Raw genomic sequence first — 13,423 nt, forward strand, 5'->3', positions numbered from 1 at the left:
GTAACACAGGTGCGCGCTCAAATGGCCCCAGCCCTTCGGGTCGCGCCCCAAAAGCCCGTACTCAGCGTTGTCGGGCTTGGACGTAGTACCTCTATGCCCTGCCCCCTCCGCCTTGATTACGGGCTTTTAGGTCTGCGACGGTGCCACGACCTATTACGGGAAACAGCCTAAACTATCAGGCGCTTTTAGCTAACGCAACAGGTTGTAGCAGTTGATCGCCGGCGTACAGACGCGCATTCAGGCTGCCAACATAGTAACGGCCGCCGCGCACCGGGGGTGGGTTGCCCTCTGGCAACACCACGCTTATCGGTTCCTGATGCCAGCCGATCGGTTGTACGATCAACTGCCAGAAGTGGCCGCGCGGGCTGGCTTCCAGCACCTGCACCGGCAACGGGCAGCGCTCGCTGCTCTCGGTTCCCACTTCCATTTCCCACGGCCGCAGGAACAGATCGACGCTGCCCTGATGCATCGGCTGGAACGACAGCGGCCACTGGTGCGCGCCGACAAACAGCTGCGAACCGCGGATTTCGCCACTCAGACGGTTCACTTCGCCCATAAACTCCAGCACGAAACGGCTGGCCGGTTCACGCATGATTTCGATCGGTGATCCAACCTGTTCAATGTTGCCCTGGCTCATCACCACGATGCGGTCGGCCACTTCCATCGCCTCTTCCTGATCGTGGGTCACGAACACGCTGGTGAATTTCAGCTCTTCATGCAGCTGACGCAGCCAGCGGCGCAGTTCTTTGCGCACCTGTGCGTCCAGCGCGCCGAAGGGTTCGTCCAGCAGCAGGATTTGCGGCTCTACCGCAAGCGCGCGCGCCAACGCCACACGCTGCTTCTGGCCGCCGGAAAGCTGCGACGGGTAACGGTTAGCCAAATGACCAAGCTGCACCATTTCCAGCAGTTGGGTCACTTTCTGTTTAATCGCCGCAGCGCTCGGGCGCTCACGGCGCGGCAGCACGCTCAGACCAAAAGCGATATTGTCGAACACCGTCATATGGCGGAACAGCGCGTAATGCTGGAACACGAAGCCCACGCGGCGATCGCGTGCATGTACGTGGCTGACGTCGGTGCCGTGGAAGCCCAGCTTGCCGCCGCTCTGGCTTTCCAGCCCGGCGATAATGCGCAGCAGCGTGGTTTTCCCGGAGCCGGATGGCCCCAGCAGCGCCACCATCTCACCGGAGGAAATATCGAGCGAGATATCGTTCAATACCTTGGTACGACCGAAAAATTTGTTGATACCGCTAATCTCAATGCTCATGATTTTCCTCCCGCTCGAGGCGCGCATTTTGACGTTCCAGACGCCATTGCAGGCCACTCTTCAAAAATAGGGTAATGATCGCCATCAGGGTCAACAGCCCGGCGGCGGTAAAGGAGCCGACGGTGTTGTAATCTTGTTGCAGCAACTCCACCTGCAACGGCAGGCTGAAGGTTTCGCCGCGAATAGAGCCGGACACTACAGATACCGCACCGAACTCGCCGATGGCGCGCGCGTTGGTCAGCACCACGCCGTACAACAGCGCCCAGCGGATGTTAGGCAGCGTGACGCGGCGGAACATCTGCCAACCGGATGCCCCCAGCAAAATGGCGGCCTCGTCTTCCTGGCTGCCCTGGCTGAGCATCATCGGCACCAGCTCACGCACCACGAACGGGCAGGTCACGAAAATGGTCACCAGCACCATGCCCGGCCAGGAGAACATCACCTGGATATTGTGCGTATCCAGCCAACCGCCCAGCAGGCCATTGCTGCCGTAAAACAGCAGATAAATCAGCCCCGCCACCACCGGTGAAACGGCGAACGGAATGTCTACCAACGTCAGCAGCAACTGGCGGCCCGGGAAGGTGAAACGCGTCACCAGCCACGCCAGCAGCGTGCCGAAAATCAGGTTGAACGGCACGGTGATCAACGCGATCAACACCGTCAGCCAGATGGCGTGCAGCATGTCGCGATCGATCAGGTTGTTCCACATCGCGCCAACGCCGTTAGAAAAGGCCTCGGCGAAAATCGACACTATCGGCACCACCAGCAGCAGCACCGAGAACAGCACGCCGATGCCGATCAGCGTCCATTTTCCCCAGTTGACGCGTGGGCGTTCGACGCCATTGAACTCAGAGATATCAGCCATCAGTGCCCCCCGATGCGTCGGCCGAAGCGGCTCTGCAGAACGTTAATGCTAAACAGCAGCAGCAGCGACGCCGCCAGGATCACCGAAGCAATCGCGCTGGCCGCCGGATAGTCGAACTCCTGCAAACGCATAAAGATCATCAGCGACGTCACTTCGGTCTTCCAGGCGATATTGCCGGCGATAAAAATCACCGCGCCAAACTCACCCAGGCTACGGGTAAAGGAAATCGCCGTGCCGGCCAGCAGCGCCGGTGCAAGCTCAGGGATCACCACGCGGCGGAAACTCTGCCAGCGGGTTGCGCCCAGGGTTTCGGCCGCTTCTTCATATTCCGGCCCTAACTCTTCCAGCACCGGTTGAACGGTGCGCACCACGAACGGCAGGCTGGTAAACGCCATCGCCACCGCGATCCCAAGCCAGGTGAAGGTCACCTTGATGTCGAAATATGCCAACCATTGACCATACCAGCCGGTGGTGGAGAACAGCCCCGCCAGCGTCAGGCCGGCTACCGCCGTCGGCAGCGCGAACGGCAGATCGATCAGGCCGTCCAACAGCGTACGGCCGGGAAAACGGTAGCGGGTCAGGATCCAGGCCATCAGCATGCCGAACACCGCGTTAAACAGGCTAGCGACGCCCGCCGACAGCAGCGTCACCTTATAAGCCGCCACCACCTGCGGATTGGAAATCACTTCCCAGTATTGCGCCAGGCTCATCTGCGCCAATTGCATTACCAGCGCGCTGAGCGGCAGCAGCAAAATCAGGCAGGTGTAAAACAGACTGCTCCCCAGGCTGAGGCCGAATCCGGGCAAAACCCGTTTACTGGACAACGACAACATTACTTATGTCCTGCAGCTAACAGTTGATCCAACTCGCCGCCGGTGGAGAAATGCGTTTTCATCACCTGCGGCCAGCCGCCAAACTGATCTTCCACCCGGAACAACTTGGTGTCCGGGAACTGGCCCTTCGCCGCTTCCATCGCCTTTTTGTCGTAAACGCGATAGTAGAAGCTGGTGATCACCTGTTGGGCCGCCGGGCTGTAGAGATAATTGAGGTAGTCTTTGGCTGCCTGTGCGGTGCCGTTCTTCTCCACGTTTTTGTCCACCCAGGCCACCGGGAACTCCGCCAGAATATCGACCGGCGGCACGATGACCTGGTATTTGTCTTCTCCGTACTGCTTGCGGATGTTGTTGACTTCCGACTCAAAGCTGATCAGCACATCGCCCAGGCCACGTTCCGCAAAGGAGGTGGTCGCGCCGCGGCCGCCGGTGTCAAACACCAGCACGTTTTTCAGGAAACGGGTCATGAAGGCGCGGGTTTTGGCCTGATCGTTGCCGTCAGCCTGGCTGGCGGCGCCCCAGGCAGCCAAATAGGTGTAACGGCCATTGCCGGAAGTTTTCGGATTCGGGAACACCAGCTTCACGTCGTCACGGACCAGATCGTTCCAGCTGTGGATGCCCTTTGGGTTGTCCTTGCGCACCAGGAAAGCCATGGTGGAATAGAAGGGTGAGCTGTTGTTCGGTAAACGGGCCTGCCAGTCGGCCGGGATCAGTTGGCCGCGTTCATGCAGGATTTGCACGTCGGTCACCTGGTTGTAAGTCACCACGTCGGCGCGTAACCCTTGCAGGATAGCCAGTGCCTGCTTGGAAGAACCGGCGTGGGACTGCTTGATGGTCAGCTTGTCGCCCGGATGCTGCTGGTTCCACTGCTGTTCAAAACCAGGGTTCAGTGCGGAAAACAATTCACGGGATACGTCATAAGAGCTGTTCAGCAATTCCGTTGCCGAGACGGTGCCGCTGGCTAACAGAGCCGCTGCCAACCCTCCTTTCAGCACGATATTTTTAACCCGGATTTGTTTCATTCTGCACCTTAGCTCACTGAGTCAATCTTTCAGGCTTTCGCCTTATTGATGACCAGTGTATTTATAACTAGGCGCGGAGCTGTAACGCTTTTATATACCGTTTAGTGATTTTCAAGCATCAAACGCTATAAGGCAGGAGCGGAGCGGTTTCGCTGGGGCGGGAAAAGCGCACCGGGGCCGACATGGCCGACCCCGGTGAGGGCATCAAAGTGACAACAGGCGCGTCAGCGAAGGGGCAAAGTAATAACTGCCGGTCACCGCACGGCTAAAACGCAGCATCGCATCGCGTTTGCCGTCCAGATCGCCAAACATACTCAACAGCTGTTTTTCGATATTATGCAGACGCGCGCAGTAGGCGATAAAATAGAGCCCATGCTTGCCGCTGGCGGTGCCGTAAGGCAGGCTCTGGCGCAGAATTTTCAGGCCCTTGCCGTCTTCTTTCAGATCAACCCGGCTGACGTGCGACGTCTCTGGCCGCTGATCCGACGGCAGCTCTTCGCTGTCGTGCTTGGTGCGACCGATAATCTGTTCTTGCTGCTCGGTGGTAAAGCGCTGCCACTGACGCAGATTGTGTTCGTAACGCTGTACCAGCACGTAGCTGCCGCCTGCGTCTTCTTCACCTTCGGCAATCACCGCCACTTCCGGGCGTTGGTCGCCCTGCGGGTTTTCGGTACCGTCGATAAAGCCGCTCAGATCGCGCTCTTCCACCCAACGGAAGCCATGGGTTTCCTCTTCAATCTTGATGGCGTTGCCGAACGCTGCCAGCGCCGCCTGCGCCAGCGAGAAGTTAACGTCATGACGCAGGGATTGGATATGGATCAACAAATCGCGCTGGGTGGCCGGCGCCAGCCCTTTGCCCAGTGGGGTAAACGGCTTCAGCTCCTTTGCCCCCTGGCCGCTGGACAGATCGTGCCAGACGTCGTAGCCAAAGGCGATGACCGCCCCCAGATGCGCATCCGGGAACTGCTGCTGCAGCTCAATAAGCCGCTGGCAAAATTGCTTGCAGCCCTGACGCAAATCAGCGAATTCGCCCTGTACGGTAGCTTCCATAAAAATGGCGAAACGGCAGTGCTCCAGCAAAATGCCGCTCTGAACCTGTGTCATGTCGTTATCCTCAGTATCGCAATCGGGTAACAGGCTTGGGTTTCCTGTTACAAACGCGCGGTATAATAACGCATGCGTGCAAGATTGCCTTAACGGAACGCAAAGAAAATAGGGTTACTCGTCGCTTTGCAAGCTACGGCGTTGTTGGCTGCGCCCCTACCATAAGCGGGCGCCCGAAAACGGCAGGTTTACTGCGGTTTGGCGTGCCAGATGATTTTGCTGACCGTCCAGCTTTTCAGCGTGTCGTCCGGCGGGATGATGTCCTGCGGGCCGGCCCACTTGCCGCTGAAGATGTAGGTGACGTACTTGCTCTGCTCCGCCACGCACTCCACCTTGCCCGCGTCGTCGCCGTCGGCCGGTTTGCAAGCGCCAAACGCCTTGCCGTACATGTCGCTGAACGGCGTGCCGAGCTTATTGCCCCACTCGGTGGCCACTTTGCTGTCCATCACGGCCACACGCTGTACGTTGCCCTTGGGCTCGCCGGTGATCACCAGCTTCACGTCATTGCCGTCCATTGCCTGATAGTAAGAAACAATCTGGCCCTTATCGGTGGCCATGCCGCCGCGCAGACGATAATCGCCGTGCAGCCCGTCGTTGATCGCGCTTTCCGACATCGGGGTGCCGGCGTTGATATCGCCAACGCCCTTGGCGTTGACCTCAAGGCTGCTGCCAAACCAGTTAAACGGAGACAGGCTCGACCAGGAGAAGTTGGACATCGTCGAACAGCCGGTCAGTAACAGCGGGAGCCCTAACAACAGTGGGCGAATATTCATTTATAGCTCCTTAACATCAAAGGCATGGCTCAGTCAGGCCGCGTGCCAGCCTCTCACAACTGCTCGCGCTACGCCATGGGTTGCGAGATTGGAGTGCGGAAAATGAGAAAAGTGCCGCAGCGTGCGGCATTTAAGCGGCCTCTTCCTGTGCAGTGAAACAGGCCTTCAGCCGCGCGTTCAACAGCAGGTAGGCCAGAGCCAAAGCATCGAGCAGCGCTAAAACCCCATCCAGCGCCGGCAGATTGCCGTCTTGCTGCCACAGGCTGAACAGGGAGCCACCCAGCGCCGCCAGCACCGAGGCGCTGAGCACCCAACGCCAGGCTCGCCACAACCGTGGCCACAAATGCCTGCGCGGGGCAATCAAAAATGCCAGTGCGGCCGGCAACCCCAGCAGGATGCCGTACCAGAACCTTTGGGTATCCGGGTAAAACAGTTGCAGCAGCCCTTCCCCCTGTTGCTGCGAAACGCCGGCCATCACAAACAGGAGCCAGGTGCGGGCCTGCAAAACCAGGACGCCCCAAAACCACAGCGGTAGACGCAGCACGCCGTGATGATCGTAATCGTCGGGGGAAAATCGGTGCGGGTGTGGCTTCAACGTCGGTTCCTTGCCTGTTTTGTCATTACTCCATCAAATGGGATCCGTAATGATTGTTTTCAATGCACCCGCTTAAGAAGCTCTTAAGATCTTTATGTTTTACTTACCTCATCACCCCAGCAGTCCTGATTGGCAGGGCTTTGATTCTCGATTGAGATAAGGAAGCTTCAAATGAAAAAATATACCCTGGCTGCTTTGATTGCCCTGTGCAGCGCACCGGTTCTGGCACAACAAGGCGGGTTCCTGGACCCTTCCGCTCCGCAGACGCAAACCGCTCCGCAGGGCGGCTTCTCCGGCCCCAGCGCCGCACTGACCACTGTGGATAAGGTAAAATCGATGAGCGACGACGCCTGGGTGATGCTGCAGGGCAACATCGAGCAGCGCGTCGGCGACGATACCTATACCTTCCGCGACGCCAGCGGCACCCTGACGGTGGAGATCGACAAAAAGCGCTGGAACGGCCAGACCATCACCCCGAAAGATAAAGTGCAGTTGGAAGGAAAAGTGGATAAAGACTGGAGCAGCGTGGAAGTCGATGTGAAAAACATCAAAAAGCTGCCGTAACGCTCAGCAACGGGCGGTGAAGGCTCACCGCCTTATTGACTCAATATTCCTGGTCTTCGATCAGCCGTTTGCCCAGGCTGGTGATGTTCTGGATTTCGTAACCGAGTTTTTCGTACATTTCGATCACCGTGTCGTTGTCTTCACGCACCATCAGTTGGATCTTCGGGCAACCGCGCGCGACCAACTTTTTCTCCAGACGGCTAATCAACGCATTGGCGATGCCGCGCCCGCGATAATCCGGGTGCACGCCCAGGTAATACGCCGAACCACGGTGGCCGTCATAGCCGCCCATCACCGAGCCGACCACTTCTCCGCCCACTTCCGCGACCAGAAACAGGTCCGGATCGTGATTCAGTTTGCGCTCAATATCCATCTCGGGATCGTTCCACGGCCGCAGAAGATCGCAGCGCTCCCACAGGGTAATGACTTCTTCAAAGTCGTCTTGTCGAAATACGCGAATTTCCATCGATGTTCGCCGCTGTTAATTAAGATGTTTATCTGATTATCGCGGGATTATTCACTTAAGCAATATCAAACTGCGATTTCCCGCGTCAAACAGGCAGAAAACTGCGGTAACTGGCGTAATAAATGGACATAGTTAACCGTTCGATTAATGATTATCAATACGATATAACGTCGCAAAATAGAATTTATCGATGGAGCGTCGCGTTATGAAAAAGCAGGTTAAACAATTCCTCAATTTTAAACCGCTCTCCGCCTCCCCCACGCGACGTCAATTACTGCTCTCCGGCCTCGCGCTGGCACTGATCGGCTGTAAAAGCCAACCTGCCAAAGCGGAGTCCGGCGGCATGCTGCGCAATCAACACGCCAAACCGACACCGAAACCGACCGGCAGCAAACGGCTGGTGATGATCGATCCCGGCCATGGCGGCATCGATTCCGGCGCGGTCGGCAGCGAAGGTTCGCAAGAGAAACACGTGGTGCTGGAGATCGCCAACCACGTACGCCGCATGCTGCATGAACACGATCACGTCGAAGCCCGTCTGACGCGGGAAGAAGACGAATTTATCCCCCTGTTCCAGCGGGTTGAGATTGCCCACCAGCATCAGGCCGACCTGTTTATTTCGATTCACGCCGACGGTTTTACCAGCCCCGAAGCCTCAGGCGCCTCGGTATTCGCCCTGTCCAACCGCGGCGCCAGCAGCGCCATGGCGCGCTATCTCTCCAACCGCGAGAACGCCGCCGATGACGTGGCCGGCGGCAAATATAAAAATCAGGATAACTATCTGCAGCAGGTGCTGTTCGATCTGGTGCAGACCGATACCATCAATAACAGCCTGACACTCGGCCGCCACGTGCTCGGCCAGATCCGCCCGGTGCATCACCTGCACAGCGACAGCACAGAGCAGGCGGCGTTTGCGGTACTCAAATCCCCGTCCATTCCCTCGGTGCTGGTAGAAACCTCATTCATCACCAACCCGGCGGAAGAACGCCTGCTCGGCACCACCGCGTTTCGCGAGAAAATCGCCCGCGCCATCGCCGACGGCGTGATCAGTTTCTTCAGCTACTACGACGCGCACCAACGAAAAACCGGCTGATAAGCGGCAGCGAATACGGGTATACTTTGCGCCTTGTTTCGTCAGACGCGTAAATTATCCGTATGAGCTTACCGACCATCGCAGAAGTAAAATCCTTCCTGCTGTCGCTGCAGGACAGTATCTGCGCGCAACTGGCCCAGGCCGACGGCGGTGCCGTTTTCAACGAGGACCGCTGGACGCGCGAAGAAGGTGGCGGTGGCCGCAGCCGCGTATTGACTCAGGGTTCGGTGTTTGAACAGGCGGGGGTAAACTTCTCGCACGTCTCCGGTGCTACCCTGCCCGCTTCCGCGACCGCACACCGCCCCGAGCTGGCCGGCCGCAGCTTCCAGGCGATGGGCGTGTCACTGGTGATCCACCCGCACAGCCCTTATATCCCCACCAGCCACGCCAACGTGCGTTTTTTCATTGCGGAAAAACCGGGCGAAGAGCCTGTATGGTGGTTTGGCGGCGGCTTTGATCTGACGCCGTTTTACGGTTTCGAAGAAGACGCCGTTCACTGGCACCGCACCGCCGAGCGGCTGTGCGCGCCCTTCGGTGACGAGATCTACCCCAAATACAAAAAGTGGTGCGACGACTACTTCTTTATCAAGCACCGCAACGAGGCGCGCGGCATCGGCGGCCTGTTCTTTGACGATCTCAACACGCCGGGCTTTGACAGCAGCTTCGCTTTCACCCGCGCGGTGGGCGAAGGTTTCCTCGATGCCTACCTGCCGATCGTGGAAAAACGCAAAGCGCTGAGCTGGGGCGACAACGAACGCCAGTTCCAGCTCTATCGCCGCGGCCGCTATGTCGAATTCAACCTGGTGTGGGATCGGGGCACGCTGTTCGGCCTGCAAACCGGTGGCCGCACTGAATCCATCCTGATGTCGATGCCGCCGCTGGTGCGCTGGGAATACAACTATCAACCGGCAGAGGGCAGCCCGGAGGCGGCGTTGTACCGTGATTTCCTGCCGGTGCGCGACTGGCTGAAGGAGCCTGAGTAATGCAGATTTGGGTCGATGCGGACGCCTGTCCGAACGTGATCAAAGACGTGCTGTTCCGCGCCGCCGAGCGCACCGCCATGTCGGTGACGCTGGTGGCCAACCAACCGCTGAGAACGCCGCCGTCAAAACACATCCACACCCTGCAGGTGGCGGCCGGTTTTGACGTGGCGGATAACGAAATCGTCCGCCGCTGCGAAAAAGGCGATCTGGTGATCACCGCCGATATTCCGCTGGCGGCCGAAGTGATAGAAAAAGGCGCAGTGGCCCTCAACCCGCGCGGCGAACGTTACACGCCGGACACCATCCGCGAGCGTCTGAACATGCGCGATTTTATGGATACCCTGCGCTCCAGCGGTATCCAGACCGGCGGCCCGAATACCCTGAACCAACGCGACCGCCAGCAGTTCGCCAACGAATTGGACAAGTGGCTGCAACAGGCGAAGCGGGCGCAGTAACGGCACCGCTTTCCCTTGGCACGCCGTCATTTTACCGGCGGCGTGACCCACAGGTAATCCGCCATCTGGCCATCAACCTGCGCGCCCTGCTCCGCCAGCATCAACACCGTCGGCTGCGCGCCCGGTTGCAGATCCCGCAGATGCAGCGGCACACCCACCCATTTTGAGGCATGATAACCACCGGCAATCAACAGCGCCGGCGTTGGGGCAGCCAACAGGCGCTCGGCCATACGCCGATCGCGCTGTTGTTGGATTGCCAGCATCGCGTGCAACTGTTGGGGTTCGATTTTTCCGCCGTGCGAAGTGCGTATAGTGTCTTCCAGCGCCTTCTGCACTGCCGGGCTTACCGACAATTGCCCCTTCGGAAATACCGGCTGCCGGTAAAACGCCATGATTTCATCGCGATCCAGATTGGCTGACCAAAGCGGATACGGTGCCCGCATCGTCGCCATCACCACCTCGCCGTACAGCGACCATTTCCAGCCTTTCTGCCAGTCAATCAACTGCGCCACGCGCTCATCACGCATGGCAGAATTGCCCCGCAGTGCCTGCTTGACCTTATCCACGTTGGCCTGCTGATTCGGGGTGATCATCTCCATCAGAACGCTGCCCTGCGGCCGCCGCTGCGGCAGATGTTGCACCAACCACAGTTCGATCTGATGATGATAGGGATTGTCGTGCTTTTCCCCGACTATCACTCTTGGCTCGGTGGCCAGACGGGCAAGCAGCTGTTCAGGCAACAGGGTTTCGCCACTGCGTAAATCGGTAATTTTCCCCAGGCCGTCAAGGGTGTTTTTCGGTACGGAAACCGGGGGCTGGCTACAGGCACCGAGCGCCAAGGTGGCCAGTAAAACAAGTAATCTCATGACATTACCCTGCAACAAAAGTAGCGACATTATAGATAATAATTATCATTTGCATATGACCACACACCCCGCCTGAGACATCGATAACTATTTTTTACTTTGTGACTTCTGGTCTTACATTGATTTCATGAAATATTACGGGTATAACCAATAGCCATTTAGCTGCTTAGACGTCTATACGGATGAAATATCATGCACTCACCTGAACCCGCCGAAGGGCACTTCAAACGCACCATGAAAGCCCGGCATCTGGTGATGCTGTCGCTGGGTGGCGTGATCGGTACCGGGCTGTTCTTCAACACCGGTTATATCATTTCTACTACCGGCGCACTGGGCACCCTGCTGGCCTATCTGATTGGCGCATTGGTGGTTTATCTGGTGATGCTGTGCCTGGGTGAACTGGCCGTCGCGATGCCGGAAACCGGCGCCTTCCACGTCTATGCCTCACGTTATCTTGGCCCGGCTACCGGCTATACCGTCGCCTGGCTGTATTGGCTGACCTGGACGGTGGCGCTGGGCTCCAGCCTGACTGCCGCCGGTTTTTGCATGCAGTATTGGTTCCCGCAGTCGCCGGTGTGGCTGTGGTGTTTGATCTTCTGCGCGGCGATTTTCCTGCTCAACGTGATCACTACCCGCTTCTTTGCCGAAAGCGAATTCTGGTTCTCGCTGATCAAGGTCGTCACCATTCTGGCCTTTATCATTCTGGGCGGCGCCGCGATGTTCGGCCTGCTGCCGATGAAAGACGGCACGCCTGCGCCGTTCCTGCATAACCTGACCGCCTCCGGCTGGCTGCCGAACGGAACGCTGCCGATCCTGATGACCATGGTGGCGGTGAACTTCGCTTTCTCCGGCACCGAGCTTATCGGCATTGCCGCCGGTGAAACCGAAAACCCGGAAAAAGTGGTGCCCTGGGCGATACGCACCACGGTGATCCGCCTGATGCTGTTCTTTATCGGCACGGTATTTATTCTGGCGGCGCTGATCCCGATGGATCAGGCCGGGATTGTGAAAAGCCCGTTTGTGCTGGTGTTTGAACGCATTGGCATACCTTATGCCGCCGATATCTTTAACTTCGTGATCCTGACCGCCATCTTGTCGGCCGCCAATTCCGGTCTGTACGCCTCGGGGCGCATGTTGTGGTCGCTGGCCAATCAGCGCACCCTGCCGGCCTATTTTTCGCGCGTGAATAAACGCGGCATCCCGGTCAATGCATTGACCTTCAGCATGCTCGGCGGCGTACTGGCGCTGCTGACCAGCGTTATCGCGCCGGACACGGTGTTTGTCGCCCTGTCTGCCATTTCCGGCTTTGCGGTGGTGGCGGTCTGGCTGAGCATCTGCGCGGCGCATTACGCCTTCCGCCGCCATTATCTGCGCAGCGGTCAGCCGATCGAGGGCCTGAAATACCGTGCGCCGGGTTACCCCTTGACGCCGATCCTCGGTTTCGCCCTGTGCCTGCTGGCCTGCGTAGGGCTGGCTTTCGATCCGGCGCAGCGCATCGCGCTTTATTGCGGGCTGCCGTTTGTCGCCCTGTGCTACGTCGCCTATTATCTGACCCGCCGCGCCGGGCAGAAATCTTCGTTGGGAGAGAATCATGTCCGTTAACAATACCGTCGCCGCCTTATTGGCCGCTAACCGCACGCTGATTTTAGACGGTGCGCTGGCCACCGAACTGGAGGCACGCGGCTGCGACCTCAGCGATCCGCTGTGGTCGGCAAAAGTGCTGATTGAAAATCCCGAGCTGATTTATCAGGTTCACCTCGACTATTTCAACGCCGGGGCACAATGCGCCATCACCGCCAGTTACCAGGCCACGCCGCTGGGCTTCCTGCGCCGTGGTCTGAACCAACAGCAATCACTGGCGCTGATCGCCAAAAGCGTGCAACTGGCGCAACAGGCGCGCAGCGACTATCTGGCGCAACATCCGCAGGCCGCACCGCTGTTGATCGCAGGCTCTGTGGGGCCGTATGGCGCCTATCTCGCCGACGGTTCCGAATACCGCGGCGATTACTCGCTGCCGCAAGAAGAGATGATCGCTTTCCATCGTCCGCGCATTGCCGCGCTGGCCGAGGCCGGGGTCGATCTGCTGGCCTGTGAGACGCTGCCGTCGTTCAGCGAGCTGCAGGCGTTACTGACATTGTTGCAGGAGTTCCCGACGCTCGGCGCCTGGTTCGCCTTTACCCTGCGCGACAGCCAACATCTCAGCGACGGCACGCCGCTGACGCAGGTGCTGGCAGCACTGCACGGCAATCCGCAGGTGTTGGCGATGGGCATCAACTGCATTGCGCTGGAAAACGTCACCCCGGCGTTGCGGCAGTTGGCCACACTGACCGACAAACCGCTGCTGGTCTATCCGAACTCCGGCGAGCATTACGACGCGGTAACCAAAACCTGGCATGCCTGCGGGGGCGAGAATGGCAGCCTGATCGACCAGATTGGGGAATGGCAAAACATCGGCGCCCGGTTGATTGGCGGCTGCTGCCGCACTACGCCGCAGGATATCCGCCAGATCGCCGCACGCTGCAAGGCATAAAAAAAGCCCC

The 13,423-nt window shown here is 58.5% G+C and carries 15 protein-coding genes; 6 read left to right on the plus strand and 9 right to left on the minus strand.

The features are described 5' to 3' along the window. Positions 1 to 175: 175 nt before the first annotated feature. The 7 genes from cysA to SERAS12_RS18265 all read right to left on the minus strand — a co-directional run bounded on the left by cysA (position 176) and on the right by SERAS12_RS18265 (position 6,456). A complete protein-coding gene (cysA, locus tag SERAS12_RS18235) occupies positions 176 to 1,264 on the minus strand; it encodes a sulfate/thiosulfate ABC transporter ATP-binding protein CysA (protein ID WP_013814013.1) in 1,089 nt (362 codons plus the stop codon). Further along, entirely contained in the window at positions 1,254 to 2,129 is an 876-nt protein-coding gene (cysW, locus tag SERAS12_RS18240) for a sulfate/thiosulfate ABC transporter permease CysW (protein WP_013814014.1), read from the minus strand. The genes cysA and cysW overlap by 11 nt, the downstream gene beginning before the upstream one ends. After that, positions 2,129 to 2,962 carry a sulfate/thiosulfate ABC transporter permease CysT gene (gene cysT, locus SERAS12_RS18245; RefSeq protein WP_013814015.1) on the minus strand — a complete coding sequence of 278 codons (834 nt, stop codon included), beginning with the start codon at positions 2,960 to 2,962 and terminating at the stop codon, positions 2,129 to 2,131. Before cysT ends, cysW begins: the two co-directional genes overlap by 1 nt. Continuing rightward, on the minus strand, positions 2,962 to 3,984 hold the full coding sequence (locus SERAS12_RS18250) for a sulfate ABC transporter substrate-binding protein (protein ID WP_013814016.1): 1,023 nt from the start codon (positions 3,982 to 3,984) through the stop codon (positions 2,962 to 2,964). The genes cysT and SERAS12_RS18250 overlap by 1 nt, the downstream gene beginning before the upstream one ends. 204 nt (positions 3,985 to 4,188) lie before the next feature. Further along, entirely contained in the window at positions 4,189 to 5,088 is a 900-nt protein-coding gene (locus SERAS12_RS18255) for a Dyp-type peroxidase (RefSeq protein ID WP_004947716.1), read from the minus strand. Between the two features lie 188 nt (positions 5,089 to 5,276). Beyond that, positions 5,277 to 5,861, minus strand: coding sequence for an RpoE-regulated lipoprotein (locus SERAS12_RS18260; RefSeq protein WP_013814017.1), 585 nt, complete (start codon positions 5,859 to 5,861; stop codon positions 5,277 to 5,279). A gap of 130 nt (positions 5,862 to 5,991) precedes the next feature. Next, entirely contained in the window at positions 5,992 to 6,456 is a 465-nt protein-coding gene (locus tag SERAS12_RS18265) for a DUF2919 domain-containing protein (RefSeq protein ID WP_013814018.1), read from the minus strand. A 171-nt stretch (positions 6,457 to 6,627) separates the two neighbouring features. Between SERAS12_RS18265 and SERAS12_RS18270 the strand changes: the two genes are divergently transcribed. Then, positions 6,628 to 7,020, plus strand: a complete 393-nt coding sequence (locus SERAS12_RS18270) for a YgiW/YdeI family stress tolerance OB fold protein (protein WP_006317164.1) — start codon at positions 6,628 to 6,630, stop codon at positions 7,018 to 7,020. Positions 7,021 to 7,060: 40 nt separating this feature from the next. Here SERAS12_RS18270 and SERAS12_RS18275 read toward each other — a convergent pair whose 3' ends face one another. After that, positions 7,061 to 7,486: a GNAT family acetyltransferase gene (locus tag SERAS12_RS18275; RefSeq protein WP_004947724.1), complete on the minus strand. Its 426-nt coding sequence runs from the start codon at positions 7,484 to 7,486 to the stop codon at positions 7,061 to 7,063. A 205-nt stretch (positions 7,487 to 7,691) separates the two neighbouring features. On the opposite strand from SERAS12_RS18275, the gene amiA reads away from it, so the two are divergent. The 3 genes from amiA to SERAS12_RS18290 all read left to right on the plus strand — a co-directional run bounded on the left by amiA (position 7,692) and on the right by SERAS12_RS18290 (position 10,017). Further along, positions 7,692 to 8,579 carry an N-acetylmuramoyl-L-alanine amidase AmiA gene (gene amiA / locus SERAS12_RS18280; RefSeq protein ID WP_013814019.1) on the plus strand — a complete coding sequence of 296 codons (888 nt, stop codon included), beginning with the start codon at positions 7,692 to 7,694 and terminating at the stop codon, positions 8,577 to 8,579. Positions 8,580 to 8,641: 62 nt separating this feature from the next. Continuing rightward, the gene (gene hemF, locus SERAS12_RS18285) at positions 8,642 to 9,562 is read left to right on the plus strand and encodes an oxygen-dependent coproporphyrinogen oxidase (protein WP_013814020.1); all 921 of its coding nucleotides are present in this window, start codon (positions 8,642 to 8,644) and stop codon (positions 9,560 to 9,562) included. Beyond that, positions 9,562 to 10,017 (plus strand): YaiI/YqxD family protein, encoded by a 456-nt coding sequence (locus tag SERAS12_RS18290; RefSeq protein ID WP_013814021.1) that lies wholly within the window; start codon positions 9,562 to 9,564, stop codon positions 10,015 to 10,017. The genes hemF and SERAS12_RS18290 overlap by 1 nt, the downstream gene beginning before the upstream one ends. Before the next feature lie 26 nt (positions 10,018 to 10,043). On the opposite strand, the gene SERAS12_RS18295 is transcribed toward SERAS12_RS18290, so the two are convergent. Beyond that, the gene (locus SERAS12_RS18295; protein WP_013814022.1) at positions 10,044 to 10,883 is read right to left on the minus strand and encodes a ChaN family lipoprotein; all 840 of its coding nucleotides are present in this window, start codon (positions 10,881 to 10,883) and stop codon (positions 10,044 to 10,046) included. A 192-nt stretch (positions 10,884 to 11,075) separates the two neighbouring features. Between SERAS12_RS18295 and mmuP the strand changes: the two genes are divergently transcribed. Both mmuP and mmuM read left to right on the plus strand, forming a co-directional pair. After that, a complete protein-coding gene (gene mmuP, locus SERAS12_RS18300; protein ID WP_013814023.1) occupies positions 11,076 to 12,485 on the plus strand; it encodes an S-methylmethionine permease in 1,410 nt (469 codons plus the stop codon). Continuing rightward, the gene (mmuM, locus tag SERAS12_RS18305; RefSeq protein WP_013814024.1) at positions 12,475 to 13,413 is read left to right on the plus strand and encodes a homocysteine S-methyltransferase; all 939 of its coding nucleotides are present in this window, start codon (positions 12,475 to 12,477) and stop codon (positions 13,411 to 13,413) included. The genes mmuP and mmuM overlap by 11 nt, the downstream gene beginning before the upstream one ends. The last annotated feature ends 10 nt before the right edge of the window (positions 13,414 to 13,423 follow it).

The organism is Serratia sp. AS12 (genome assembly GCF_000214195.1).
Taxonomy (GTDB): Bacteria; Pseudomonadota; Gammaproteobacteria; order Enterobacterales; family Enterobacteriaceae; genus Serratia; species Serratia plymuthica.